This window comes from Variovorax sp. GW823-FHT04B03 (genome assembly GCF_058796495.1).
This window is the reverse complement of record NZ_JBXAIT010000006.1, coordinates 269,907-295,420: the sequence shown is the minus strand read 5'-3', so window position 1 is coordinate 295,420 and position 25,514 is coordinate 269,907. Positions and strand designations below refer to the sequence as shown.

Annotated in this window: 24 protein-coding genes; 17 read left to right on the top strand and 7 right to left on the bottom strand. The window is 65.9% G+C overall.

Annotated features, from left to right (window positions below; genetic code table 11):
* Positions 1 to 28 precede the first annotated feature (28 nt).
* Together AC1RAD_RS25310 and AC1RAD_RS25305 are read right to left on the bottom strand one after the other, a co-directional pair.
* Entirely contained in the window at positions 29 to 676 is a 648-nt protein-coding gene (locus AC1RAD_RS25310; RefSeq protein ID WP_062482449.1) for a 3-oxoacid CoA-transferase subunit B, read from the bottom strand.
* A complete protein-coding gene (locus AC1RAD_RS25305; protein ID WP_062482447.1) occupies positions 673 to 1,374 on the bottom strand; it encodes a 3-oxoacid CoA-transferase subunit A in 702 nt (233 codons plus the stop codon). Before AC1RAD_RS25305 ends, AC1RAD_RS25310 begins: the two co-directional genes overlap by 4 nt.
* Before the next feature lie 137 nt (positions 1,375 to 1,511).
* On the opposite strand from AC1RAD_RS25305, the gene AC1RAD_RS25300 reads away from it, so the two are divergent.
* The gene (locus AC1RAD_RS25300) at positions 1,512 to 2,309 is read left to right on the top strand and encodes an IclR family transcriptional regulator domain-containing protein (protein WP_447747034.1); all 798 of its coding nucleotides are present in this window, start codon (positions 1,512 to 1,514) and stop codon (positions 2,307 to 2,309) included.
* A gap of 27 nt (positions 2,310 to 2,336) precedes the next feature.
* Here the strand turns inward: AC1RAD_RS25300 and AC1RAD_RS25295 are convergent, their stop codons facing one another.
* Positions 2,337 to 3,341 (bottom strand): Bug family tripartite tricarboxylate transporter substrate binding protein, encoded by a 1,005-nt coding sequence (locus AC1RAD_RS25295; RefSeq protein ID WP_492737857.1) that lies wholly within the window; start codon positions 3,339 to 3,341, stop codon positions 2,337 to 2,339.
* A 205-nt stretch (positions 3,342 to 3,546) separates the two neighbouring features.
* Between AC1RAD_RS25295 and AC1RAD_RS25290 the strand changes: the two genes are divergently transcribed.
* The 16 genes from AC1RAD_RS25290 (at position 3,547) to AC1RAD_RS25215 (ending at position 20,200) form a co-directional block, all read left to right on the top strand.
* Positions 3,547 to 4,713, top strand: a complete 1,167-nt coding sequence (locus AC1RAD_RS25290) for a nuclear transport factor 2 family protein (protein ID WP_492737855.1) — start codon at positions 3,547 to 3,549, stop codon at positions 4,711 to 4,713.
* Positions 4,714 to 4,790: 77 nt separating this feature from the next.
* Entirely contained in the window at positions 4,791 to 6,188 is a 1,398-nt protein-coding gene (locus tag AC1RAD_RS25285; RefSeq protein WP_492737853.1) for a L,D-transpeptidase family protein, read from the top strand.
* A 412-nt stretch (positions 6,189 to 6,600) separates the two neighbouring features.
* On the top strand, positions 6,601 to 6,774 hold the full coding sequence (locus AC1RAD_RS25280; RefSeq protein ID WP_153282113.1) for a Flp family type IVb pilin: 174 nt from the start codon (positions 6,601 to 6,603) through the stop codon (positions 6,772 to 6,774).
* 22 nt (positions 6,775 to 6,796) lie between these two features.
* On the top strand, positions 6,797 to 7,291 hold the full coding sequence (locus AC1RAD_RS25275; protein WP_492737851.1) for an A24 family peptidase: 495 nt from the start codon (positions 6,797 to 6,799) through the stop codon (positions 7,289 to 7,291).
* 78 nt (positions 7,292 to 7,369) lie between these two features.
* Entirely contained in the window at positions 7,370 to 8,359 is a 990-nt protein-coding gene (gene cpaB / locus AC1RAD_RS25270) for a Flp pilus assembly protein CpaB (protein ID WP_492737849.1), read from the top strand.
* Positions 8,360 to 8,498: 139 nt separating this feature from the next.
* Positions 8,499 to 9,767, top strand: coding sequence for a type II and III secretion system protein family protein (locus AC1RAD_RS25265; protein WP_492738096.1), 1,269 nt, complete (start codon positions 8,499 to 8,501; stop codon positions 9,765 to 9,767).
* Positions 9,767 to 11,098: a CpaE/TadZ family protein gene (locus AC1RAD_RS25260; RefSeq protein WP_492737847.1), complete on the top strand. Its 1,332-nt coding sequence runs from the start codon at positions 9,767 to 9,769 to the stop codon at positions 11,096 to 11,098. The genes AC1RAD_RS25265 and AC1RAD_RS25260 overlap by 1 nt, the downstream gene beginning before the upstream one ends.
* Positions 11,099 to 11,105: 7 nt before the next feature.
* Entirely contained in the window at positions 11,106 to 12,422 is a 1,317-nt protein-coding gene (locus tag AC1RAD_RS25255; protein ID WP_492737845.1) for a TadA family conjugal transfer-associated ATPase, read from the top strand.
* Complete coding sequence (locus tag AC1RAD_RS25250; protein WP_492737843.1) at positions 12,415 to 13,425, top strand: type II secretion system F family protein; 1,011 nt, start codon at positions 12,415 to 12,417, stop codon at positions 13,423 to 13,425. Before AC1RAD_RS25255 ends, AC1RAD_RS25250 begins: the two co-directional genes overlap by 8 nt.
* A complete protein-coding gene (locus AC1RAD_RS25245) occupies positions 13,425 to 14,381 on the top strand; it encodes a type II secretion system F family protein (RefSeq protein WP_492738095.1) in 957 nt (318 codons plus the stop codon). The genes AC1RAD_RS25250 and AC1RAD_RS25245 overlap by 1 nt, the downstream gene beginning before the upstream one ends.
* Positions 14,378 to 15,304, top strand: a complete 927-nt coding sequence (locus AC1RAD_RS25240; RefSeq protein ID WP_492737841.1) for a tetratricopeptide repeat protein — start codon at positions 14,378 to 14,380, stop codon at positions 15,302 to 15,304. Before AC1RAD_RS25245 ends, AC1RAD_RS25240 begins: the two co-directional genes overlap by 4 nt.
* Entirely contained in the window at positions 15,301 to 15,729 is a 429-nt protein-coding gene (locus tag AC1RAD_RS25235) for a DUF3613 domain-containing protein (protein ID WP_492737839.1), read from the top strand. The genes AC1RAD_RS25240 and AC1RAD_RS25235 overlap by 4 nt, the downstream gene beginning before the upstream one ends.
* Before the next feature lie 48 nt (positions 15,730 to 15,777).
* On the top strand, positions 15,778 to 16,254 hold the full coding sequence (locus tag AC1RAD_RS25230) for a TadE/TadG family type IV pilus assembly protein (protein WP_492737837.1): 477 nt from the start codon (positions 15,778 to 15,780) through the stop codon (positions 16,252 to 16,254).
* A gap of 5 nt (positions 16,255 to 16,259) precedes the next feature.
* Entirely contained in the window at positions 16,260 to 16,730 is a 471-nt protein-coding gene (locus AC1RAD_RS25225; protein ID WP_492737835.1) for a TadE/TadG family type IV pilus assembly protein, read from the top strand.
* Positions 16,731 to 16,743: 13 nt separating this feature from the next.
* On the top strand, positions 16,744 to 18,768 hold the full coding sequence (locus tag AC1RAD_RS25220; protein ID WP_492737833.1) for a TadG family pilus assembly protein: 2,025 nt from the start codon (positions 16,744 to 16,746) through the stop codon (positions 18,766 to 18,768).
* 16 nt (positions 18,769 to 18,784) lie between these two features.
* Entirely contained in the window at positions 18,785 to 20,200 is a 1,416-nt protein-coding gene (locus AC1RAD_RS25215; RefSeq protein WP_492737831.1) for a sigma 54-interacting transcriptional regulator, read from the top strand.
* A 129-nt stretch (positions 20,201 to 20,329) separates the two neighbouring features.
* On the opposite strand, the gene AC1RAD_RS25210 is transcribed toward AC1RAD_RS25215, so the two are convergent.
* The 4 genes from AC1RAD_RS25210 to AC1RAD_RS25195 form a co-directional block, all read right to left on the bottom strand.
* The gene (locus AC1RAD_RS25210; RefSeq protein ID WP_492737829.1) at positions 20,330 to 21,904 is read right to left on the bottom strand and encodes a TolC family protein; all 1,575 of its coding nucleotides are present in this window, start codon (positions 21,902 to 21,904) and stop codon (positions 20,330 to 20,332) included.
* Positions 21,901 to 23,196 carry an HlyD family type I secretion periplasmic adaptor subunit gene (locus AC1RAD_RS25205; RefSeq protein ID WP_492738094.1) on the bottom strand — a complete coding sequence of 432 codons (1,296 nt, stop codon included), beginning with the start codon at positions 23,194 to 23,196 and terminating at the stop codon, positions 21,901 to 21,903. Before AC1RAD_RS25205 ends, AC1RAD_RS25210 begins: the two co-directional genes overlap by 4 nt.
* Before the next feature lie 100 nt (positions 23,197 to 23,296).
* The gene (locus AC1RAD_RS25200) at positions 23,297 to 25,141 is read right to left on the bottom strand and encodes a peptidase domain-containing ABC transporter (RefSeq protein WP_492737828.1); all 1,845 of its coding nucleotides are present in this window, start codon (positions 25,139 to 25,141) and stop codon (positions 23,297 to 23,299) included.
* A 91-nt stretch (positions 25,142 to 25,232) separates the two neighbouring features.
* Positions 25,233 to 25,511: a hypothetical protein gene (locus AC1RAD_RS25195; RefSeq protein WP_492737826.1), complete on the bottom strand. Its 279-nt coding sequence runs from the start codon at positions 25,509 to 25,511 to the stop codon at positions 25,233 to 25,235.
* Positions 25,512 to 25,514: the final 3 nt, after the last annotated feature.

The window sequence follows — 25,514 nt, the reverse complement described above, 5'->3', positions numbered from 1 at the left end:
GTGTCTCTCTCTGATTACTTGGATGGGATCAGGCGGCGATCGGAAGGCCGACCAGCGTCTCGAGCTCTTCGCGGCTCAGGCCCTCGACGGTGTCGACGAGCTTCAGGCCCTGCGGCGTGCATTCGAGCGTGGCGAGGTCGGAGTACACGCGCTTGACGCAGCCGATGCCGGTCAGCGGATAGGTGCACTGCTGCACCAGCTTGCTCGCGCCCTGCTTGGTGAGCAGATCCATCATGACCCACGTCTGCTTGGCGCCGATGGCCAGGTCCATCGCGCCGCCGACCGCGGGAATGGCGTCTTTCTCGCCCGTGTGCCAGTTGGCGAGGTCGCCGGTGGCCGACACCTGGAACGCGCCGAGCACGCAGATGTCGAGGTGGCCGCCGCGCATCATCGCGAAGCTGTCCGAATGGTGGAAGAACGAACCGCCCGGCAGCAGCGTGACGGGCTGCTTGCCGGCGTTGATGAGGTCGTAGTCTTCTTCGCCGGCCTCCGGCGCGGGGCCCATGCCGAGGATGCCGTTCTCGCTTTGCAGGATGACCTCGCGGCCCTGCGGCAGGTGGTTGGCCACCAGCGTGGGCTGGCCGATGCCGAGGTTGACGACGGCGCCGTCGAAGATGTCCTGTGCGACGCGGGCTGCCAGTTGGTCTTTGGTGCGACGTGTGTATGCCATGGTCATGCTGCCTTCTTGAAGCCACCCGCTTGCGTGGCGACACGTTCGATGCGCACCACCTGATGCACGAAGATGCCCGGGGTCACGATGGTCTCGGGGTCGAGGGTGCCGAGCTCGGCGATGTCGTGCACGGTGGCGATGGTCTTCTTCGCGGCCATGGCCATCACGGGGCCGAAGTTGCGCGCGGCCTTGCGGTAGACCAGGTTGCCCCAGCGGTCGCCGCGCTCGGCCTTGATGAGCGCCACGTCGCCGTGGATGGGGTACTCGAGCACGTACTGCACGCCGTCGATCTCGCGCGTTTCGCGGTTGCCGGCCAGTTGCGTGCCGTAGCCCGTGGGGCAAAAGAAGGCGCCGATGCCGGCACCCGCCGCGCGGATGCGCTCGGCGAGGTTGCCCTGGGGCACGAGTTCGAGTTCGATCTTGCCGCTGCGGTAGAGCCCGTCGAACACCTGGCTGTCGGCCTGGCGCGGAAAGCTGCAGATGATCTTGCGCACGCGCCCGGCCTTGAGCAGCGCCGCCAGGCCCGTCTCTCCGTTGCCGGCGTTGTTGTTGACGACCGTGAGGTCCTTGGCGCCCTGCTCGACGAGGCCGTCGATGAGTTCGCCTGGAATGCCGGCGGTGCCGAAACCGCCGATGAGCACCGTGGCGCCGTCTTGGATGCCTGCCAGGGCATCGGCGACCGAGCGCGCGATCTTGTTGATCATGAAGCCTGTCTCCGGGAGTGAAGAAAGAAACCGAACGGTGCGAACACCCTGCCGAATTCACGAACCCTCGCGAATCGCAATTTGTTCGCCTAAAGAACTTTTGTTCGTATAATGAATTTTAGAGAGGATCGCTCGCCATGGCAACCCACCCCGTTTCCGCTACGTCCACCGCCGACACGCCCGCTCCCGGCGACAGCTACGTGCAGTCTTTTGCGCGCGGCCTGCAGGTGATCCGTTCGTTCAGCGCGAGCGCACCGCACCAGACCCTGAGCGAAGTGGCGGCCGGCAGCGGCCTCACGCGTGCGGGGGCGCGGCGCATTCTTCTCACGCTGCAGACGCTGGGTTATGTGGTGACCGACGGCAAGCTCTTCACGCTCACGCCGCGCATCCTCGACCTGGGCTTTGCCTACCTGTCGTCGATGCCGATCTGGAACCGCGCCGAGCCCGTGATGGAGGCGCTGGTGCAGCAGGTGCAGGAGTCGTGCTCGGCCGCCGTGCTCGACGCGACCGACATCGTCTACGTGCTGCGCGTGCCGACGCAGAAGATCATGCGCATCAGCCTGGGCGTGGGCTCGCGGCTGCCGGCGTACTGCACCTCGCTGGGCCGCCTGCTGCTGGCCGACTTGAGCGACGACGAGGTGCGCGCGCGCCTCGAGGCCTCGAACCTCGAAGCGCTGACCAAGCACACCGTGACCGACATCGACGCGCTCATGGCCAAGGTGGCCCAGGCGCGCAAGCAGCAGTGGTGCCTGGTGAACCAGGAACTGGAAGAAGGCCTGATCTCCGTGGCCGCGCCCATCGTGAACCGGCAGGGCCGCATGGTGGCCGCACTGAACATCAGCGGGCAGGCGAACCGCACGAGTGCGAAGGTGATGCAGGAGACGATGCTGCCGGCGCTGATCGATGCGGCACGGCAGGTGTCGGCGCTGCTGTAGCCGCAGCGCGGTCGCCCTCGCGAAGGCTCAAGCCTCGGAGCGAATGCCCTTCATGAGGATCACGCCACCAAGGCGCGTGGTGTCGGCGCGCATGCGCTTGGCCAGCGTGTCGGGCGAACCGGGCTGCGCCTGCCAGCCGGTCTTGAGCAGCTCGCCGCTCACCTCGGGCGAACTGATCACCTCGACCAGCGCGGCGTTGAGCTTGGTCACAGCCGCCGGCTTCATGCTCGCGGGCGCGGCGAGCGCGGTCCAGATCTCGAGGTCGGCGCCACGCACGTCGGCGTCGCGGATCGTCGGCAGCTCGTTGACCAGCGGGCTGCGCTCGGGCGAGGTCACGCCGATGGCCTTGAGCTTGCCCGACTTCACGTGCGGCATCGCCAGGCCCGGCGGCAGCAGCGCCAGTTGGATCTCGCCCGCGAGGATGCCGGCGATCACCTGCGGGTTGCCGGTGTAGGGCTTGTGCTGCGCGGTGATGGCCGCGCGGCTCTTGAGCAGCTCCATGCCCAGGTGGCCCACGGTGCCCACGCCCGGCGTGCCGTACTTGCCGGCGCCGCCCAGGTTGCGCACCCACAGCAGCAGGTCGGCCGCAGACTTGCCCGTGGCGCTGCCCGACACCACCAGCACCAGCGGCGCGGTGCCGATCAGGCCGATGGGGGCGAAGTCTTTCTCGGGGTCGAAGTCGAGCGAGGGGTTCAGCAGCTTGGCGATCGTGAGGTTCCCGTTGATCAGCGCGCCGACGGTGTGGTCGTCCGTGGCCTTGGCCACTTCGGCGGCCACGAGGTTGCCGCTGGCGCCGGGCTTGTTCTCCACCGTCACCGGCTGGCGCAGGAGCTTCGAGAGCGGCTCCGCGATGGCGCGCGCCGCCAGGTCGGGCGAGGCACCGGCCGGAAAGCCCACAAGGATGCGCACGGGCTTGGTTGGCCAGGCGGCATCGCCGCCTGCTGCGCGCTGGGCCCACGAGGCCGGCGTGAACAGCGAGGTGGCAATGGCTGCAGCGCCGCCTTCGAGCAGGCGGCGTTTGGTGATCTTCAAAACGGACTCCGGAGGGTTGGAAAAATCAGGGTAAACACGTGCATTTTGCTTACGAGACGTTACATGATGATGCTGCAGCGCACAAGTTCGGCACAACTGTGAATAGGGCCATCGCAGGGCTCCGTCAGCTTGGTATCCAGAGGTGACGGGCGCATTTACAATGCCTGCCGCATTCCCCTTCCCCACCAACGAGGTCTTGTCCGCAATGCCCAAGAGCCCCCGGCCTCGCGCCCGCTTCAGCTTCTCTCCCACCGTGCGCGCCCTGTTCCTGGCCGTTGCGGCCTGCGGCGCCGCGCTTCCCGCGCTGGCCGCGACCGAGCACGAAGAGGTCGACCGCCTGATGCAGTCCGGCAAGCTCGACGAGGCCATGACCAAGGCCGAGGCCTTCCTCAAGGACAAGCCGCGCGATCCGCAGATGCGCTTCCTGAAGGGCGTGATCCAGCTCGACACCGGCAAGCGCGCCGAGGCCATCGCCGCCTTCACCCAGCTCACGCAGGATGCGCCCGAGCTGCCCGAGCCGTTCAACAACCTCGCCGTCATCTACGCGAGCCAGAACCAGTTCGACAAGGCCCGCAACGCCCTCGAAAGCGCGATTCGCACCAACCCCAGCTACGCCACCGCCCAGGAAAACCTCGGCGACGTGTACGCGCGGCTGGCCAGCCAGGCCTACAGCAAGGCGCTGCAGCTCGACCAGAACAACACCGCGGTGCAGCCCAAGCTGGCCGTGATCCGCACGCTCTTCACCGCACCGCCGGCGGCCGGCTCGAAGGGCTCGACCCTCGTGGCTTCGGCCACGACGACGCCCGCGCCGGCACCGGCTGCGAAGCCCGCCCCGGCGCCTGCGCCCGCACCGGTTGCCAAGGCACCTGCTCCGGCCCCCGTGCCCGCACCTGCGCCCGTCGCCAAGGCACCGCCTGCGCCCGCGCCGGCACCCGCCGCCGCGCCTGTCGCACCGCCCGTCAAGGTGGCCGCAGCGCCCGCGCCGGTTGCCAAGACGCCTGAGCCAGCACCAGCGCCTGCTGCAGCCCCGGCTTCCAACGCCGAGATCGAATCCGTCGTGCGCGGCTGGGCCTCGGCCTGGGCCAGCCAGGACATGGACCGCTACCTCGCCGCCTACGGCAGCGACTTCGTGCCCGCCGGCGGCCAGAGCCGCAAGGCCTGGGAAGAAGACCGCCGCGCGCGCATCGTCGGCAAGTCCAGCATCAGCGTGAACCTCGAGAACCTCGCGATCAAGGTCGACGGACAGACCGCCACCGCCAAGTTCCGCCAGGTCTACCGCGCCGACAACCTCAACATCGCGAGCCGTAAGACGCTCGAGCTGCAACGCTCCGGCAACCAGTGGCACATTCGCAAGGAAAGCGTCGGCGGCTAGTGGCAGACATCGTCCGGCACGGCCGGCTTCAGACCCTCCCGTTCCCGCTGCGGAGCGGGAAGCTGCTCGCGGCCTTGATGGCCGCTTCTGCGCTCCTGCTGGCCACGCCCGGCGCCGCGCTCGCAGCCAACAACAGCAACAGTTCCAGCAGCAAGTCGGCCAGCGCCAAAACCAGCGGCACCAAGGCCGCCAAGGCGGGCGGCAGCCGTGCGTCCGCCAAGGAAACCCGAGGCGCCAAAGCCGGCAGCGGCGCCAGCAAGACGCAGCTGCAAGCCAAGGGCAAGCGGTCCGCCGTCGCGGCAGACAACGCGGGCGCCACGCGCCCGGCGCGCAAGACCGCCAGAACCGCCGCGCCGCTGCAGGAAGCCAGCGGCGCCGAGGCCCGCCTGATCGGCGTCTACGAACTGTTCGGCCGCGGCAAGACCCGCGAGGCCTTGGCCAAGGCCCAGACCCTCGTGCGCGACCACCCGAACTTCCAGCTCGCGCAGCTCGTGTACGGCGACCTGCTCGCGGCGCAGGTGCCGCCGTCGAACGCCATGCCCGACACCGCCGGCATCGCGCGCCTGCGCGGCAACCCGGCCATGGTCGAACTGCACGAGGAATCGCGCCGCCGCCTGCAGGCCCTGCGCGAACGCCCGCCCGCCGGCACCGTGCCCTCGCAGTTCCTCGCTCTCTCGACCCGCAGCCGCTTCGCCATTGCCGTCGACGCTTCGCGCTCGCGGCTGTACCTGTTCGAGAACTCCGACAAGGGCTTGAAGCTCGTCGCCGACTACTACATCTCCGTCGGCAAGTCGGGCACCGACAAGGCCGTCGAAGGCGACGCGCGCACCCCGCTGGGCGTGTACTACATCACCAGCAGCCTCGACCCGCGCTCGCTGAAAGACTTCTACGGCGCCGGCGCCCTGCCCATCAACTACCCCAACCCGTACGACGTGCGGCGCGGCAAGACCGGCAGCGGCATCTGGCTGCATGGCACCCCGCCCCAGCAGTTCGCACGGGCGCCGCTGGCCAGCGACGGCTGCGTCGTCATGGCCAACCCCGACCTCAAGCAGTTGCTGCGCAAGGTCCAGATCGGCGCCACCCCCGTCGTCACCGCGCGCAGCCTGCAATGGATTTCGCAGCCGCAGGCCGAAAAAGAAACAAAGAAATTCGCCGATTCAATTGCCGCCTGGAAAGACGCGCGCGCCAGCGGCAATGAAGCGCAATTGAAAAAATTCTATTTGCCGGATTTCCAGCGCGCCAGCCGCAAGCCCGTCGACGCCGATGCGGTACTCCGCGACGAATTGACCTACGCACAAGGTAAACGAGTGCAAATCAAGGACACGTCGTACCTGCACTGGCGCGACACCGAGGACACCATGGTCGCCACCTTCGGCGAGGTGTTCGAGGGCGAGAAGAACGGCCGCACCCGCCGCCAGTACTGGCTCCGCCAGGGCGGCGAGTGGAAGCTCTTCCACGAAGAAATCCTCGGCTGAGCCCACATCACCGAAGGGGTCTCGGCCCCAAAAGTGTGATTTATTGCCCAAACGGAGCCGCCTTGTCGAGTGTTACAAATTGAACTCCTAGGTACCGCGCTACGTAACACGTAACGGGCATGTTCCCGTAACGCTCAACGTCCGGACGTTCCCACGCCCGTAACGTGTTCCCCTCGTCCGTGCAAGGCTGCATGCGGTTTACAGAGGGAAACGAACATCTCCAGACTGTGAATAAGTGACCTTTTCTGCCCCGTTGTGGGGGCCGAACGAGGCTGGCCGCCTTCCTGCTTTACCCCTCCGAGTAGCACATCCGGGACTCGATCCGGTGTGTTTCTCCTGTTGATACACGGAGTTACGCTGTATAACATCCACCGTGCCAGCCTTTGTTAACACTTCCTTTCAGGAGATCACCATGCTTAGTTCTATTACTCGTTTTCTGCGCGATGAAGAAGGTGCTACTGCAATTGAATACGGCCTTATTGCAGGTCTTATTTCCGTTGTAATCCTTGTATCCCTCACAGACATCGGAACTAATTTGAACGCTATTTTTGTAAAAGTCGCAGGCAAACTCGATATCACGCCATAACACGCGCCTTCTGGGAAATGGCATGGCGATAGCTTGTCTGTTCTGGTTGGTGCTTGTTGCGGTCTATGACTGCCGGCAGCGTCGCGTTCCCAACTGGCTTGTGCTTGCAGGGGCCCTCACAGCTCTTGCAGCGCTTGTGTTAGGAACCCAGCCTTTCGGAACTGACTGGCGGGCCGCGCTGCTCGGCATGCTGGCTGGCTTTCTGCTCCTCGCTTTCTACGCAACTGGACTGATGGGAGCAGGCGACGTGAAATTCGCTGGCGCCCTGGGACTATGGGTCGGCCTGTCGGCCCTGATACCGATCTGGATCGGCGCCAGCCTACTGGCCAGCGCCCACAGCGTCCTCTGGCTCGCGCTCAAGCGCTGGCCCTTTTTCCCGCGACTCGCCTTGATGCTTGCCGGCCCGTCGCGAACACCCGAATCCGGCGTTCCGACACGCCGGCTTCGCATCATTCCTTATGCGGCTTACCTAGCCCTAACCGCTGCGGCGTGGATGGTTTGGGGCCGACAGAGTTAGCAGCCAACTCTGCTTCGTCTCGCAGGCCCTTCATTTCTTTCCCTTGATCGCTTGCCCCCTTCCTTCAGTTCGCCGCCCATGATCAACCTCCCCAAAATCATCGCCGCCATCCTCGTGCTTCTGGCCCTCGCGCTCGGAGGCTATGCATGGGTTCTCAGCCGCAAGGCGCCGCCTCCGCCGCCAGCAGCAGCAAGCTCCGGCACAGCGACTGTCAAAACTTCACAGGCGCAGACCTTTCCCGTGGTCGTCGCTACCAAGGCACTGCTGGCCGGCCAAGCGATCCCCGCAGACGCGCTGCGTGTGGAACAACTGACGATCAATCCGACAGGGGCCTTCAAGGACACCGCGCCGCTCGCCGGCCGCGTTCCGGTGATTGATCTGAGCGAAGGTTCGCCCCTGCTCGAAGGCCAGTTGGTTTCCGGTCTCGCTTTGCGCGTTGCCGAAGGCGAGCGCGCTGTGGCGATCAAGGCCGACGAGGTCATGGGCGTGGGCAACAAGGTCCAGCCCGGCGACTTCGTCGACGTGTTCCTGATGCTGAAGTCCGACAGCAAGGACATCGACCGCAGCCAGGCGCGCCTGCTGCTGTCGCGCAAGCGCGTGCTGGCGTTCGGCAGTGCATCCGTCGACGGCCTGGCGTCTAAAGCCGACAAGAACGGCAACTCCCAATCACAGCAGCGCGCCGAAGCCGCGCGCACAGCCGTGCTTGCGGTACCGGTCGACGATGTCAATCGACTGGCGCTCGCAGAGAACAGCGGCCGCCTGCTGCTGGCCCTGCGCAATCCCACCGACATGTCGGAGCCCGATCCGAAGTTGTTTGCCGAATTGCCCACGGCCCTGCAGCCAGCACCACCGAAGCGCGGCGAACCGCCGCGCGCGCCGCTCGAAGGCCTGGACCGCGCCCAGGCCGGCCTGACGGCCGCCGACTTCGTGACCGGCGGCAAACCCGGCGCCCTTCGCGCCCCCACAGCCGCGGTGCGCGCCCCCGCAGCTACCGGCACCGGCGCCAGCCGCGGTGGACTCCAGGTCGAAGTCATCCGCGGCGATCGCAGCGAAACCATCCGTTATTGATCGGCGCCACGCCATGCATGCCCCGCACGAAAAACACACCACCATGACGCTCCCTCCCCGCACGAAGCCCAGCGCTCCGGCTCATGCCCTGCGTCCGACCCTCGTGGCGCTGTGCCTCCTGACGCCGAGCGCTTGGCCCATTGCGTCCTCGGTCGCCAATGCACAAGCCGTCGCTCCGGGCGCGTCGATCCCATTCCGCGTCGACGCTGGCACACAAAAGGAGCTGCTGATCCCGAAGGGCATCGAGCGCATGGCCATTGCCGACGAAGCGGTGGCTGGGGTGGCGCTCACCCGCCAAACGCCGAACTCCCCGGCTGCACGTCTGCTCGTGACCGGCAAGGCTGCAGGCCGCACCACACTGATGCTCTGGGAAAAGGGCCAGTCGACCGCCACGGTGTACACGCTCGAAGTACGCCGGCGCGCCTCCACACTCACCGGCTCGCTTGACAGCATGACTGCGCACCAGGACGCGCGAGACACGGCGCTTGCCGCTGGCGGAGAGAAATCCCCGCTGGTCGATCGCTCCGTCGTCAACGTGCGCAGCAACACTGTGCAGGTCGAAGTCAAGGTTGTCGAGTTCAACCGCAGCGTGCTCAAGCAGGCAGGCCTCAACATCTTCAGCACGCGCGCCAATTCCAACGGATTCAGCTTCGGCTCCTTCACGCCGTCGTCGCTGAAGTCCGCGTCTTTCGCGTCGGATGGAAGCATCAGCGGCGAATACAACAATCCCCTCGCCCAAGCCTTCAGCCTGTTGTTCAACTTCGGCAAGGCCGGCATCGGACTGAACGTCGGGTTTCTCGAAGGCAACGGCATGGCACGCGTGCTCGCCGAGCCCACGCTGGTGGCGCTGTCGGGCCAGAGTGCTAGCTTTCTGGCCGGCGGCGAATTACCGGTACCCGTGCCGCAGGGGCTGGGCACGACAAGCATCGAATACAAGCCTTTCGGCATCGGCCTCACGGTCACACCCACAGTGCTATCGAACGAGCGCATCGTGCTCAAGGTGGCACCGGAAGCCAGCGATCTCGATTACACCAACTCGCTGAGCATCAACGGCGTGGCCGTGCCGGCCATCACCACGCGCCGCGCCGACACCACGGTCGAACTCGGCGATGGCGAGAGCTTCATCATCGGCGGCCTCGTGAGCCGCACCACCACTTCGAATGCGGACAAGGTGCCGCTGCTCGGCGACATTCCGGTGCTCGGTACTTTCTTCAAACAGAACAGGTACCAGATGAACGAAAAAGAACTGGTAATTCTGGTCACGCCCCACCTAGTGAAGCCGATCGCGCGCAACACCGACCTCGCCCCGTACCTGCCCGGCGGCGCCGAGCAGCGCGATGGCCCTGTGTGGCGCGCCCATCTCCTAGGGCCGGCCTCTGGCACGACGGTGCCAGGCTTCTCCCGTTGATGGACACCAGCTACCGAACACCCGTGGCCGACGCCATGAATGCCCCACGCGACCCGCTTCCAGAGACTGGCGCAGAGACCTACCTCTTCGCCTCGCCTCACGACGGCCACATCACCTGGCTGACCGATGCGCTCGGCAGACAGGGTGCCGTGGTGGTTCTGCCGCCCGACACCAAGTTGGTCGGCGAGCGCATCGCCCTGCTCAGCCCCGCAGCCGTCTTTCTCGACTTCTCCGGCGACCACGCCCAGGCGGCGAGCGAGCTGCATCAACACCTCAAGCGAGACTGGCCCGAGCTGCCGGTATTGGCAACGGGCGTCTCGGTTGAGCCGGCCTCGATGCTGGCCGCGCTGCGTGCCGGTGTGGACGACTTCATCGACATGGCCGCACCGCAGACCGATGCGGCCAATACGCTGCGCAAGCTGCTCGACCGCCGCAGCACTCTGTCGAGCGGCACGCGCGGAAACACCATCGCGCTGCTCGGTGCCCGGCCGGGCATCGGCGTGACCACGCTTGCGGCCAGCTTGTCGATCGTGCTCCAAGACCAACTGGCACTGCCGACGCAAGCGGCAGCAAAGGCCCCGGGTCGCAGCGCGCGACACGGTGTGGCCCTGCTCGACCTGGGCCTGCCTGCACGCGACGGCTTGCTCTACCTCGACACGCAGAGCAGCTTCAGCTTCGTCGACGGCGTGCGCAACCTGCGCCGCCTCGACCAGACACTGCTGCACACCGCCCTCGCGCATCACGCCAGCGGCATCGCGGTGCTGCCGCTGCCGGCAAGCCTCGCCCAGGTGCGCGAGATATCGCACGCCGACTCGGTCGCCTTGATCAAGCGGTTGGGCGAGTTCTTCGACTATCAGATTGCCGACCTCGGCGGCTTCTCGACCATCGACTTCGTGGCGCAGACGGTAAAGGAATCCCAACGCGCCTGGGTCGTGTGCGACCAGAGTATCGGCGCGATCGTGTCCACCGCAACCATGCTCAAGGAATTGCGCACGCGCGGCATCGAGACCGGTCAGCTGTCGCTCGTGGTCAATAAGTTCGACAGCCATGTGGGGCTGTCGGCCAAGGACATCGCCGAGCGGCTCGAATTGCCGCTTCGCCACGTGTTGCCGGCGCGCAGCGCCCCATTGCTCGGCGCCGCGAGCCGCGGCGAGATGCTGGTGCGTATCGCACGCAACGACCCCTATTCGCAAGCCGTGGCCGGCCTCGCGCGCAGCCTGCAAGAGGAATGCACGACAGGCTCGGTGCCCACGCCAGCCGGCGCCACGCGCTGGACCTCGACGCTGATGTCGAAGATCACCGGCCTCCGGAAGAGCTCTACCCAAGGTTGAACAGCCCATGTCCACCGATATCGAATTCGCCGACGACGACCAGGCGTTCATCAACTCCCAGCAGTTCCAGGACATCAAGAGCTGGACGCACGACCATCTGCTGAGCCGCATCGAAGAGTTGGGCGCGGAGTTCGGCCGCTGGTCCCGTGCGTCGATCCAGCAGTTCGTCGAACTCGAAGTCGATAGCTTTGTGCGCCTTCGCCGCGTGCCGATCAACGACCGCGAGATGCAGCTCATCTCCAATGCGCTGACCAAGGAACTGGCCGGCTTCGGCCCGCTGGAAGATCTGTTGAACGATCCGGCCGTCGAAGACATCCTGATCAACGGCTACCAGAACGTCTATGTGTCGCGGCACGGCATGCTGGAGCGCGAGACGCTGCGCTTCGCCGATTCCGAGCACGTCATGCGCATCGTGCGTCGCATCCTCGCGCCGCTGGGCCGCCGGCTTGACGAGGCTAACCCGATGGTCGATGCACGGTTGCCCGATGGCGGCCGCATCAACGTGATCATCGAACCACTGGCGATTGACGGACTCTCCGTTTCGATTCGAAAGTTCCGCAAGGAGCCGCTCACACCGGCTGACTTGGTGAAGCTCGGCACTTTCGATGCCGGCATGGCCCAGTTGCTCGAGATCGCGGTACGCGCACGCTGCAACGTGCTCGTAAGCGGCGGCACCAGCTCGGGCAAGACCTCTCTGCTCAATGCACTGGCCAGCTTCATCCCCTCGCGCGAGCGCGTGATCACCATCGAAGACACAGCCGAACTCTCGCTGAGCACCAGCCACGTGGTGCGACTCGAAAGCCGCCCCGGCGGCTTCGATGGCACGGGTGTGGTCTCGATCCGGGACCTCCTGCGCAACAGTCTGCGCATGCGACCGGACCGAATCATCGTGGGCGAAGTGCGCGGCGCCGAAGTCATCGAGATGTTGCAGGCCATGAACACCGGCCACGAAGGCTCGATGGGGACAATCCACGCAAGCTCGCCGCGCGAATGTCTCTATCGCCTCGAAATGCTTGCGGGCTTTGCCGGCTACCAGGGCAGTGAAGTGAGCCTGCGGCGCCAAATCGCCAGCGCCATCGACTTCATCGTGCAGATCGGACGGATGTCGAATGGCCAGCGCCGCATCATTTCGCTGAGCGAAGTGACTGGCGTGAACGACAACGTGGTGGCGATGCAGGAGTTGTATCGCTACGAGCCGATTGTTTCGCCCGACGGCGAAGAACGCGACCGCTGGGTGTCGCTCGGCATCGCACCGCATTCGCCGAAGATCACGCGGTTCCGCCAATCGCTCGCACGCTCGCAGCAGGGAGAGCCCCGTGCGTGAGGTCGTGCTGCTCGGCATTGCAGTGGTCGCGCTGCTGCTGGCGGCGTGCGGGTTGTTCCTGTGGCAATGGGCAAAGAAGCGCCAGACGCAACACGCCGTGGGACGGCATCTCGACCAACAGATCCGGGCGGGTACGGGCGCGCCAGCACCAGCGGCCTTCTCCGCAGTGCCACCCGCGCGGGTGGCCGAGCCAATGAGCAGCGGCGTCTCCGGACTGACCGACCCGTGGCTCGAAACCGAGGCCACGGCTGCAGCGGCCGCTCGGCCTAAACGCTGGCTTGACCGGGCGATGCCCGGATGGCTGGTGGGCGTGGTCGAAGCTCGGGTGCTCGTTCTCGGCTTGATTGCCGCTGTGGCGCTGTCGCTCGTGGCCGGCTTGTTCGGTGGTTGGCTCGCCGCGTTCGCCGCGCTTCTGCTGCTCGCGCTGGCCGGCACTTTCGGTGTCTGGCTTCGATTGCAAAAGATGCGTCAGAAGCTGGTGAGCCAATTGCCCGGATACATCGACGCCATGGTTCGCCTGATCACCATCGGCAATTCGACGCAGGCTGCCTTCCAGCTTGCCATCGGCAGCACACAGGAGCCGCTGCGCGGCCATCTGGAACGCTCGGCCGCCTTGGTGCGTGCGGGTGTGGACCTGGACAAGGCACTGCACCAGACCGCCGCCACGGTGCGCGTCGAAGAGATGTTTCTTCTGGCCGCGATCCTTGGGCTGGGCGTGCGCTACGGCGGACGCGCCGACCTGTTGCTCGAACGCGTGAGCAACTTCATGCGCGATCGCGAACAAGCCGAGCACGAGCTGGTGGCGATGTCCTCGGAAACGCGGCTATCGGCTTGGATTCTCGGTTTGCTTCCGATAGCGGTGTGCGCCTTCATGATCATGAAAAACCCCGCCTACTTCCTGGGGATGTGGAACGATGACAGTGGCCGGATGCTCGTCCTCACGGGCGTTGGGCTTCAAGCGCTGGGTGGCCTGCTGCTGTACCGGCTTGCGAGGATCGCATGATGCTGACGTCCAGTGTATTGACGGTCATCAGCCTGGGACTGCTTGCGCTCGGCCTGCTTGTAGCGGCTGGTACGTTGATTGCGTCGGAACTGCGCCGTGCACGCAGCGGCCAGGCGATCGGCAAGGCGATTCACCAAGGCACGATGCCATCGGCCATGGGCACCACTGAAGTCGACACGGAGTTCGGGGGGCAATACAACCCCGACGTCGAGTTGCCATTTCATTGGCTGGATTCGCGCCTCGGACGGGCCTTCGTTGCCGACGAGGACCGCAACCTCATCGACCAATGTGGGCTGCCTTCTCAACGGGCCCAGTTGGTTTTTCTCGTCACTCGTGTACTGCTGGCGATCTTGCTGCCCTTGCTGGCCTTTACCTTCTGGAGCGAAGGGCACAAACAAAGCACGGTCATCCTCGTGCTTGCCATCCTCTTCGTGATCGGTTTCATGGGGCCGAAATGGGCGCTGAGCCGAATCGCCGCGGGTCGACGAGCGCAAGTCGCCAGAGAACTGCCGCTTTTCGTGGATCTTTTGAAATTGCTGCAAGGCGTAGGCATGAGCCTGGACCAGGGTTTGCAGGTCATGGCGAATGACTTCTCGCATGTACTGCGCGTTCTTGGGAACGAATTGACGTTGGCCAATCGGCAATACGCCCAAGGCCGCACCCGAGAACATTCGCTGCACCGCCTCGCCACGCTGCACAAGAATGAAAACCTGAGCAGCCTGGTCGCACTGCTGGTGCAGATTGACCGCCATGGCGGCGCGGTCCAGGAGCCGCTGCGCGTTTTCAGTGATCGCCTTCGCGAGCATCGTCGTTCGGAAATGAAGGAACGCATCGGAAAGATCACGGTAAAGATGACAGCGGTCATGGTCACCACGCTGCTTCCCGCACTGGTGATAGTGACGGCGGGCCCTGGTGTTATGGCCATCATTCGTGCCTTGGGGAGCGTCGGCAAATGAAAGCATCCTTCAATCCACTTGTACGCGTCGCATGGACCTCCGTGACTGCGGGGTTGGTTCTCGCAGTTTCCGGCTGTGCAACCACCAAGGACCACTATGCCGCCGGCGAGGACGCCCAGCAGCGGCAAGCCTTCGAGGCCGCCAGCGAAATGAAGACTGGCGCCAATATCGACACCCAGGCGACCTATCTCAAGGTCGTCGGCCAGATGCAGCAGCAGGGCCTGTGGTTCGCGTCGCTTGCGCACATCGACGCCCTGGAGCAGCGCTGGGGCATCACGCCCGACTCCACCCGTGTACGCGCCGACGCGCTGCGCCAGACTGGCCAGGCTGAGCCTTCCGAAGCCGCCTACAAACGCTTGCTGAACACGCCGCAGGAGAGCGCGGGCTACAGGGGCTTGGGCCTGCTGGCCGGTGCACGCGGCCACTACGCGGAGGCAGTGCAATTGTTCAAGCAGGCACAGCGCCGAACGCCGACCGACGCGTTGCTGCTGAGCGATCTGGGTTATGCGAGCCTGCGCGCCGGCCAGCTTGAGGAAGCACGGCTGCCCCTGATGCAGGCCCTGCAATTGCAGCCCGACAGCAAGCAGGCACAGGCCAATGTGACGCTCTACCTTGAGGCCACGCATCAGCCGGAACAAGCCACGGCCCTGATGGATGCGAACCGCATGCCTGAAGCCACGCGCGCCGCCGTGCGCGCGGCTGCATTGCAGATGCGCGCCACAGCAGGAAACTCCGCCGCCTCGGCACCTGCGTCCGCGAAGCTGCCGCGCGATGAGCCGATGGCGCCCTTGCCACTCGCACTCAAGCCCACCCGCTGGGCTGGCATGGGTGGCGTGCGCACCGCCACACAGCTGAACCCGTCCGTCTCGGCCGCAGACACACCTCTTTCACCGAACCCGACTTCACCACGAGGGACACCATGAACCACAACGAGCTTGCCCACCGGCTTTCCACACTGTCCGCCTGCACGCTGGCCGCGGCCTTTTGTTTCGTGACGGCGGCAGCCTCTGCGCAGACAGCCAGCGCAGGCGCCGCGCAAGGCGGCACCAGCAGCACCGCAGCAGCGGCCGCGGATGCTGCCGCCGCCGCTGCGAAGCCGGCCATGGAGGCCCCGGCCGTTGTGGCAGAGGAAGAAGAAACCTACAGCCTCCCGCTTCAGGTTGGCGATGCGACGTCGGGCCTTTTCGCCTGGCAGCGAAGCGGAGAGATCGCGTCGAAAACGCCCCGGCCTATCGCGGGAAGTGTCGCCAGCCGCAGCTACGAGCGCTACCTGAAGAGCTTCGAGCATCCCATTCCAGAGCACATGAGTTCGACGGTCAAGACGTCGACCGGCGGCGGCAGCAAGTAAGACGAGAAACAGCCGCTTTCGACACATCGCGCCGACGCACACCACACCATGCGGACGACCCGTGCACTCCCTTCGCCGCGCTGCCAGCGCGGTGTGTATGCGATCGAGTTCGCCATGGTGTTCCTGATTTTTTTCACCCTCCTCTACGCGGTCATCTGCTACGGCATGCTGTTCGCGTTTCGGCTGGGGTTGCAGAACGCGGCGGAAGATGGGGCGCGGGCGGCGCTGCAGTACCAGAGCAACCTCGGCGCTCGCGTACTCCGCGCACAGGATGTCACAAGAAATCGAAGCGAATGGATGCCTCAAGTGAAACTGCCGGCAGATGTTTCCATCTGCCGGGTAGAGGGCGCAGCGGGAGTTCCGCTGTGTCCAGCAGTCAGCTGTGGCCCCGCATGGAGCCAACGGTGCCAGGTCCACGTCGTCGTTGAAGCCGAGAACCTTGGATCGCTGTTGCCCCCCTTGCCGGGCTTTGCCGTTCCCGACCAGATCGCCGGCAAGGCAAGCATGCTGCTGGAACTGAGGTAGGAACCATGTTCGTCCTCAACACCCAGCCGCGGCGCCCCCCCCATGCAGGCAGACGTCAACGCGGCATTGCCGCCATTGAGTTCGCTTTTGTCTTCTTGCTGCTGTTCATTGCGATGTACGGCGTGGTGACCTTCGGTGCAGTTTTTTATGCGCAGCAAGCCATCTCGCGTGCGGCAGAGGATGGGGCTCGGGCGGCCAGGTTGCTGCCGCAACCGCCGTCGCTGGCCAGCGTGTGCCAAGCCGTTTCAAACTCGCTGGCAAGCTCGGTTGTGCCACCGCTCACCTGCCCAAGCAGCGCCTCAGACCTGACCTCCGTCTCGCTCACCGGATGCTCACCGGCTGACGCAAGTTGCGCAGTGACCGTCACCTATCGCTACGGGGACAACCCCATCCTACCTTTGGTGTCGTTGTTCGATACCAGTTGGGTTCCGCCCAAGTTGCAAAGCCGCGCAACTGTGGCGCTCAAGGCTTCATGAAATGGCTCTCGGCATGAACACGACACCGACACGCCCCATTCGATCCCCCGCGCGACGGCTTGCGCGCGGGTCGATCGTCATCAATACGGCCATTGCGCTAAGCCTCATCGTGATCACGCTTGTGGGCGCGGAACTGGGATACCAGTTCTACCTGAAGCGAGAGCTTCAGAAAACCGCAGACCTCGCCGCCCTTGCTGGAGCGCAGAAGCTGGGGCAGCCAGGGGGAACCAGTGCATGCGACTCTGCAGAGCTAGCCGCGCGCGCAAACGCAGTAAAGAACTTCGCCGGCATTGTTCTTACAGAAGCAATATGCGGGCACTGGGACCCGACGAAAGTCACGCCAGCCAGCACGGACTGCTTTGCTGGCACCGATGACCACTTTTCTCCCCTTGCCCCGCCAGAGAACGCATTTCGCGTGCGAATCAAGCCCCCGTCTTCTACTTTGCTTCCTTTCTTTGCAGGCAATCGGACGATATGTGTTCAAGCAGTTGCGGCTCAACGGCAGCCCCTAGCGTCACTGACGATACGCAGCACTCTGCTGACAGTCGACCCGACCCAGGTGTCCCTGCTGAATGCTGTCTTTGGCGGGCTGCTCGGCGGCTCGCTGTCGCTCGATATCGCGGGCTGGCAGGGGCTCGTCAACACCAACATCAAGCTGCTCAGCTTCCTCGACCAGCTCGGCATCGACCTGGGGATAGGGGCCGGGAAGTACGACCAGGTGCTGGGAACCGACGTCAGTGTCGGGGTATTGATCCAAGCCATGATCAACGCGCTGCAGAAAAGCGGGGCGACTGCCACCGCCGCCATCCAGGCACTGGGCTTGATACAGGCGGCCGCGGAGATCTCGCCGACCGTCGTGAAGCTGGGCGATCTGCTCGGTGTCCAGACCGGATCGGATGCGGCGGGGCTGAACCTCGATCTTCAGCTGTTCCAGCTGCTACAGGGCGTGGTCCAGGTAGCGAACGGCAAGAACGCACTGGTCGCTAGCGTCCCGCTCACGGTTCCCGGCGCGCTGTCGGTCACGGCGAACATCCAGGTCATCGAGCCTCCGCAGATTTCCGCCGTCGGCGATCCGAGGCTGGCCAAGCTCGATCCGACCGGGCCCAACCAGATCTACGTGCGCACCGCGCAGATCCGGACCTTGATCTCCGTGGAACTGCCTGCGTTGAACGGGGTGACTAGCCTGCTCAATGCCGTAACAACACTGCTGTCGCCGGTGACCACTCTTCTCAACGATCTGCTGAGCTTCAAGCTGAATCTTCTCAGCGACGTTCTGGGTTGCTTGATCGCCTGTACGAAGGATGTCACCGACGTGGACATCCTGCCCGCCCCGATTCGTCTCGACATCAACCTCGATGCGGGCGGCGGCGAATCGCGCGTGAACAACTTCAGTTGCCCGGCGGACGCGAAGACCCTGTCGGTACAGACCTCCACGGCAGCCGCTCAACTGCGAATCGGCAAGATGGGGACCTCCACGGCCGATGCGAAGAGCAAGGTGTTCGCCTCGAACGCGCCACCTGCGGTTGCTCCCGTCCCCGTGATCGACATCGGTTTACTCAAATGCACGCGCCTGCTGCTCGGACTGATCCCCGTCGAGTGCGACGAGGCGCATCGCAAGGCCTTCTACGGTGGCGGCTTGGGCCTCAAGGCCGACGTGCCGGTCGCCAAGTCCAGCGCATCGCAGACCTTCGTCAATCCGCCCGATCTTGCCGACCTTGAACAGGAAACACCCTTCCTGCCCGTCACTTCGCTGAACATCATCAATAGCCTGACTTCGACGCTCGACGGACTCAACATGCTGAGCGTCATCACGCCGACGGGCAGTCCCAACGGAGGACTGCAGAACGTGCTCACCGCCCTGACGAATACCCTGGGCACCGTCATCGGCGTCCTCCAGGACGTTGTCGGCGGCGTTCTCGCGCCGCTGCTCGACCCTCTCGTGAACACTTTGATCCGCGACGTGCTCGGTGCCAATCTCGCTCAGACGGAAGTCGGCGGGCGACTCACATGCGACGGGAGCGCGGAGCTTGTTTATTGAAATGCTGATTCCCTAGATGAGCGCCCCCTCCAACTTCGACGAACTCGACCTCTTTGTCTGGGAAGGCAAAGCCGACATCCTCGACCGCATTGCGCGGTGCATGGCGAGCTTCGACGTGGAAGTCATCCGGGCCGATGGCCTGCCGCCGCCCCAGCAGGACCGCGGTGTCGCGCTGCGCCCTTCCGTCGCGATCATCAGCGTCACCGTGATCGACGGCGGCGGGCTTCCTCATGCCACCGAGCTGCTGCAAGGCATGCCCGTGATCTGGGTCGCTGCGGCCTCGCGCGAGCGCGATTCGCGCACGTATCCGCCCGAGTACCTGCACGTTCTTCCCTACGACTTCACCTGCGCCGAGTTGCGCACGATGGTGGCCAAGCTGGTGCGCCAGCTGCGTGCGCGCGATGTCGCGCCGCAGGCGCCCGACGTGCTGGTGGCGCATTCCGATGCAATGAAAGGGCTGCTCGCCGAAGTGGGCGCCTTTGCGGACTGCAACCATCCGGTGCTGGTGCGCGGCGAGACCGGCGTGGGCAAGGAGCGCATTGCGCAGCAACTTCACATCGGGCACCAGCAGTACGGCAAGGGCGCGTTCGTGGCGGTGAACTGCGGTGCGATTCCCGATGGGCTGTTCGAGTCGCTGTTCTTCGGCCACACGAAGGGCTCGTTCACGGGCGCGGTGCACGCGCACCGCGGGTACTTCGAGCAGGCCACGGGCGGCACGTTGTTTCTCGATGAGATCGGTGACTTGCCTCGCTATCAGCAGGTGAAGCTGCTGCGCGTGCTTGAAGACAGCGCGGTCACGCGGCTGGGTGCAACGTCGCCGATCCGTGTCGACTTCCGGCTCGTGGCGGCGACGAACCGCAACCTGCGCGAGATGGTGGCGAGCGGCGAGTTCCGGGCCGACCTGTTCTACCGGCTCGCGGTGATCGAGCTGCATGTGCCGAGCCTCGAAGAGCGCGGCGAGATCGACAAGATCGCGATCTTCAAGGCACTGCTGGCGAACGTGCTCGGCGACGAGCTCGAGGCCTTGGGCGAAACACCGCACTGGCTCAGTGATGCGGTGGCCGAAACCTATTTCCCCGGCAACGTGCGGCAGCTGCGCAACCTCGCGGAGCGCGTGGGCGTGATCGCGCGGCAGTTGCACAGCTGGGACCAGAACCTGATCCAGCGCGCGATCGCGCTCACGCGCGGCACGCCGGCGCCCGCGGCGCTGGCCACCGACCGCAACGGCACGGGGGTCCCGCTCGACGCGAACGGCGATCGCAAAGGCTGGAACAGCAGCGAGCGCAACCGCATCATCGCGGCGCTCGAGATCAACGACTGGAAGCGCCAGGACACGGCGCAGCACCTGGGCATCAGCCGCAAGGTGCTGTGGGAAAAGATGCGCAAGTACCAGATCCTCGACGGCGAGCCTGGCATCCCCGAAGAGACTTAGCTCGCCCCCAGGCTGCGCGGCACTTCGTGTCCGCTTCTCCTTCCCCCTACCGGGGGCAACACCTGAGGCCCGGCAAAGCCGGTTCCTCGGTGTTTCGCGAAGGGGCTTCGCTGCGCTTGCCTCTGAAGGCTACTGGGTTCCGAGGCGCATCGCCCGGCGCAGCGGCGGGTTCGCAATCGATGCGCCCGGCGCGCGGTCGACCAACGGTTCGCTCGCGCAGGTCGTGTTGCTCGAGATGCACAGCGCGCCCAGCAGGCCGTCTTCGGTCAGGACGTTCCGGCTCGGGGGCCCGAAGATGCGGTCGATCCAGTTGTTGGCGCCGATGGGGTCGATGCGCAGTTCGCCGGTGGTGCGCGCCAGGCGCAGTTCCGAAATGCGCAGGTCGAACACGCCGTCGATGTAGTCGAACAGCAGGGTGTAGTAGTCGAGCTGGGCATCGAGCACCTGGGGCAGGGTCTCGCGGCCGAACTCCATGAGGCGGCGGCGGCCGCGGAAGGCCTGGCCCGAGGTGCTGACAGCCTCCATCAACTGGCGCTCGCGTTCGCGGCCGGCCACGGTGCGGGACCACGACGACGCGGTGAGCTCCATCAGGTTGAGCTTCACGCCCTCCATCTTGGCTTCCTGGTTCGCCACTTCGGCCAGGGCGCCCTTGAGTTTCAGCTGGCGGTCGAAGCCGTTGCCGAAGTTCCAGTTCAGTTCAAACGCGGCGCGCGTGGGGTCTTGCGGCGACACGCCGCGCGGGTCCTTGCTCTTCACGACGACGGCGTCGAGCGTGGGGTACAGGCTGGCTTCGGTCTGGTCGACCAGCGCGCGCGCACGCGCCACGCGGCCCTGGGCTTCGGCCAGTTCGGTGCTGCGCGCTTCGGCGCGGCGCAGCGCTTCTTCCTGCGAGCCGATGCGCCAGTGCGCCGGCGCGGCGAGCACGGGCAGCGATTCGGGGGCGGGCGAGAACTTGAAGTAGTTGCGGAACTTGGCCAGCGCCTCGTCGCGCTGGGCCTCGAAGTCGGACTCGCGCGCGGCCACGAGGGCGCGGCGCGAGGCGGCCATGTTGAGGTCGTTGTCGCCGCTCACACCGAGCGCGACGCGGCGCGCCTCGGCCTTCGACAGGTCGGCCACCACTTCGGTGGCGCGGTGCGCGATCTGTTTCTTCAGGTCGAAGCGCTGCACTTGCAGGTAGGCGGTGAGCGCGTCGAGCACCACTTTCTGCGAGGTGGTGGTGACAGCTTCGTCGTCGGCCTGGTTGCCGAATTCGGCGGCGCGCTGCGCCGCGCTCATGGCGCCGCCGTCGATCAGGCTCACGCGCGCTTCGGCGGTGAGCACGGTGTAGTTCTCGCTCTTCGCATCCTTGGCGCCGCTGCTGTAGGTGCCCGACGACGTGCCGACCTTGAAGCGCGGGTAGCGCGCCATGCGGGCCGCGTCGACGCCGAAGCTGCTGGTGTTGGCCGCGGCCTGCGCAGTCAGCACTTCGGGGTACTCCTGCGACAGCGCGATGAGCGCCTGCTTCACGCGCTGTGCGTAGCTGGCGGCGCCGAGGGACGGTGGCGACAGGCGGCGCGACAGTGCCAGCGCTGCAGGCGGCCCCTCCTGCTCCGGCGACGGTTGGGCATACGCGGTGGGCGGCAGCGCCATGCTGACGCACAAGGTCGCGCAGAGCACGCCCGGGGCGATGCGCGCGCGCCGGCCCGGCAACACGGGCTTGCTCATGGTTCGCGGAAGGCTTCGCGCCGAAGTTTGAGCACAGGCCGCAGGATGTACCAGATGAACGGATCGGTCCCCACGCGCAGGTCGACTTCGGACTCCATGCCGGCGGTGACGCGGTTTTCCGGCCGTCCCACGTGCGACTGCGACATGCTGATGAGCAGCCGGTAGTACGGCGCGCCGCTGGCAATGGCGGCATCGCGATCGGCGTCGGCTGCCACGAGCTTGACCTTGCCGTCGACGGCGCCGTAGCGCAGGTAGTCGTAGGCGGTGATCTTCACGCGCGCCTCCTGCCCCACTTCGACAAAGCCGCGGTCGTTCGGATTGAGGCGCGCCTCGACCATGATCTCGTCCTCGTCGGGCACCACCTCCAGGATGGATTCGCCGGGCTTCACGACCCAGCCGGCGCTGGAGCTGCGCAGGCCCTTCACGATGCCGTCGGCCGGCGCCTTCACCACCGTGCGCGAGCGCTGGGTGCGGGCGCGCGCGAGGTCTTCGCTCAGGCTGGCGAACTGGCGCTCGACGGTGGCGAGTTCGTCCGATGCGCGGCGGCGAAAGCGACCTTCGGCCTCGGCCATCTTGGCCTGAGCCTCGGTGATGGCGGCCTGCGCCGAGATCACGCCCTGGCGCGCCACGGCGAGTTCGCTGCGCACGCCTTCGGCCTGGCGGCGCTTCTCGAGCACCTCGACCTGGCCGACGAGTTTTTCGCTCAGCAGCTGTTCGGAGATCTCCAGCTCTTTCTGCATCAGCGCGAGCCGGTCGTTCAGGCCCTTGGCCTTGGCCTGCTGTTCGAGCTGCTTGCTGCGCGCCTGCTCCAGGCCCGACACGGCGCCGGCCATGACGCCGCGCTGCTCGAGCGCGCGCGCCTGGTAGGCACCGATCTCGCCTTCGAGTACGGCTTCGTCGATGTCGGCATCGAACGAATCGCGCTTGAGCGGCTGGCCGCGGCTCTCGGCAATGAGCCGCACGCGCGTGGCCTGCGTGGCGGCGTAGCGCGCGGTGAGCTCCTCGAAGTTCAGGCCGCTGCCGCCCAGGTCGATCTCGACCAGCGACTGGCCCTGCTTGACCTTGTCGCCTTCTTTCACGAGCACGTTGCTGACGATGCCGCCTTCCAGATGCTGGATCGACTTCACGCGGTCGGAGGGGATCACGCGGCCCGGTGCGACGACCACGGTTTCCATCGGAAAGCCGAGCCCCACCGCCGCCAGCACCGCGACCGCGCCGCCGATGATCCACTGGCGCCGCCGGCCTTGCGGCGTGGTCTGCGCCGCCTGTTTCTCGCTCTCGCCCTGAAGCACCTGCGGCAAGTCTGGTTTCAAAATCCCGTTCCCCTGTCTCTGTCTGTCAGTCGGTCGATCCGTGACAACCACGAATCACGCATCGCGTGGCCCTTCTTGCTCACGCCATCGAGCGCGAGGCGGCCGGGACGCCTGCATTGTTGTTGCTGCTGCCGTTGCCGTCGTCGGTGCTGTCGCCCAGCGCCACCAGCGGCTTCTTCACGCCGAAGAGCTTGGGCACCATGACGGCGGCGGAGCCGATTTCCACGTTGCCCTGGCCGGTGACGTGATAGACGGCGGAGGCCGCCGACACGATGCGCAGCGAGTGCGTGACCACGACCACGGTACGCACCTTGGCCACCGCGAGCATGGTCGCGAGCAGGTTGCGCTCGCTTTGAAAGTCGAGGTCGTTGCTGGGCTCGTCGAGCACCAGCACCGAGGGCTTGCGCAGGAAGCTCATGGCCAGCGCGAGCTTGCGCCGCTCGCCCACCGAGAAGCCGGTGCCGCCCTCGCCCACCACGGTGCGGTAGCCATCGGGCAGGCGCGAGATGAAGTCGTGCGCGCCCGAGAGCTTGCAGGCCGCGACGATCTGCTCGTCGCTCTGGCCCGGCGCGCCGCGACGCATGGTGTCGACCAACGGGCCGCCGAACCAGTACACCTCCTGCGAGAGATAACTGATCCAGCGCGACAGCTCTTCGCGGCCGAACTGCGACAGGTCGTACTCGCCGATGCTCACCACGCCGTGCGTGGGCGTGTACAGGCCCGACAGCAGCTTCACCAGCGTCGACTTGCCCGCGCCGTTGCGCCCGACGATCACATGCAGGCCGCCGGGGCCGATGTCGAGGTCGACGTTTTCGAGTACGGGCTGCGGCGCGTCTTCGGTGAAGCTGAAGCTCACGTCTTTCAGCGTGACGCGGCCCAGCGGCTGCGGCAGCGCCATGCCGGTGGGCGCCTTCTCGACCGGCTCGCCGAGCACGGTCTCCAGGCGCTTGGCGGCTTCCTTGGCGGTGGCCAGCGCGCGCCAGTTCGACACCAGCCCGGCCACCGGCTGCAGCGCCTTCAGCGCGAGCATGTTGGAAGCGACGAGGCCGCCCACCGTCATCCACTGCTGCATGACGGCGATGGCGCCGACGGTGACGACGATCACCGAGAACACGGTGAGCAGCACGGTGGTGCCGTCGCGCGCGGTTTCGATCTGGCCGTTCTTGCCGAAGCTCTCGCTGAGCCAGGCGTTGTAGGTCTGCTGCCAGACCTCGATGGTCGGGCCGTCGTTCGACTGCGCCTTGAGCGTCTCGCGCGCATGGCAGATCTCGGAGGTGATGCGATCGAGGCCGCGCCCGCGCAGCACTTCTTCGACGCGGCCGGCGCGCACTTCGTCGGCCCACCACCAGGCCAGGAACGCCATGATGGCCAGGAAGGCCGCCACCACGGGCAGCACCGGCAGCGCGACGATGCCGATCACGATCAGCGCGAAGATCGCCATCGGCAGGTCGAAGATCGATTGCGCGAGCCCGCCGGTGACGGTGCCGCGCACCGCGCCCACGTCGCGAAAGAACAGCTGCCAGGACGAGGCCGGCCGCGCCTCGAGCGCGCGCAGCGGCCGCCCGAGCATGGAGTGCAGCAGCGCGCCCGACACGCCGTGGTCGACGGTGGCGCCCGCGTTGCGTAGCAGGCGCGAGCGGCGCGTGCGCAGCCAGAACTCGATGCACAGGAAGAACAGGATGCCGCTCACCAGCGCGGCGAGCGTGGAGACGCCGCTGCGCGAGAGCACGCGGTCATACACCTGCAGCAGGAAGATCGAAGGCAGCAGCCCGAACAGGCTGATGGGCAGCGACAGCCAGGCCGCGCTCTTGACGAGCGGGTAGGCCGCGCGAAACGCATCGTTCAGCGCACCGGCATACGGACTGGCGCCGGGGACTTCCGGCCTGTCGGCAACCAGCTGGCTGGGCAAGAGGAACTTGATCATGGAAAAAGACCGATCCGTCGGGCAACGACGCCTGCATCATTATCAACTGTTACCCGACTGTTACAAGGCAAAAATTCGCCTCTGACGCCTCTCAGCATCGGTGGGTGCGAACCTGCGCCGGACCGGTCGTTTCCGCGCCGCGCGCTCCTTGCGGCGCGGCGTTTTCCCTGAGCGTGCAATTCATCGTTTTGTGGGCATGGCTGTGGGTCGCGGTGCGGCCGGACGAGCCCGGCAGGCCTTCGGCAAAAACGAGGGCGATGTTGGCGCACAGCAGCATGAGCAGCACCCAGGCGCACAGCAGCTGCAGCCAGCCCAGCCACCAGCGCCGCGGGGGTACCTCGCGTTCGGATTCATAGGGGATGTGGACCAATGC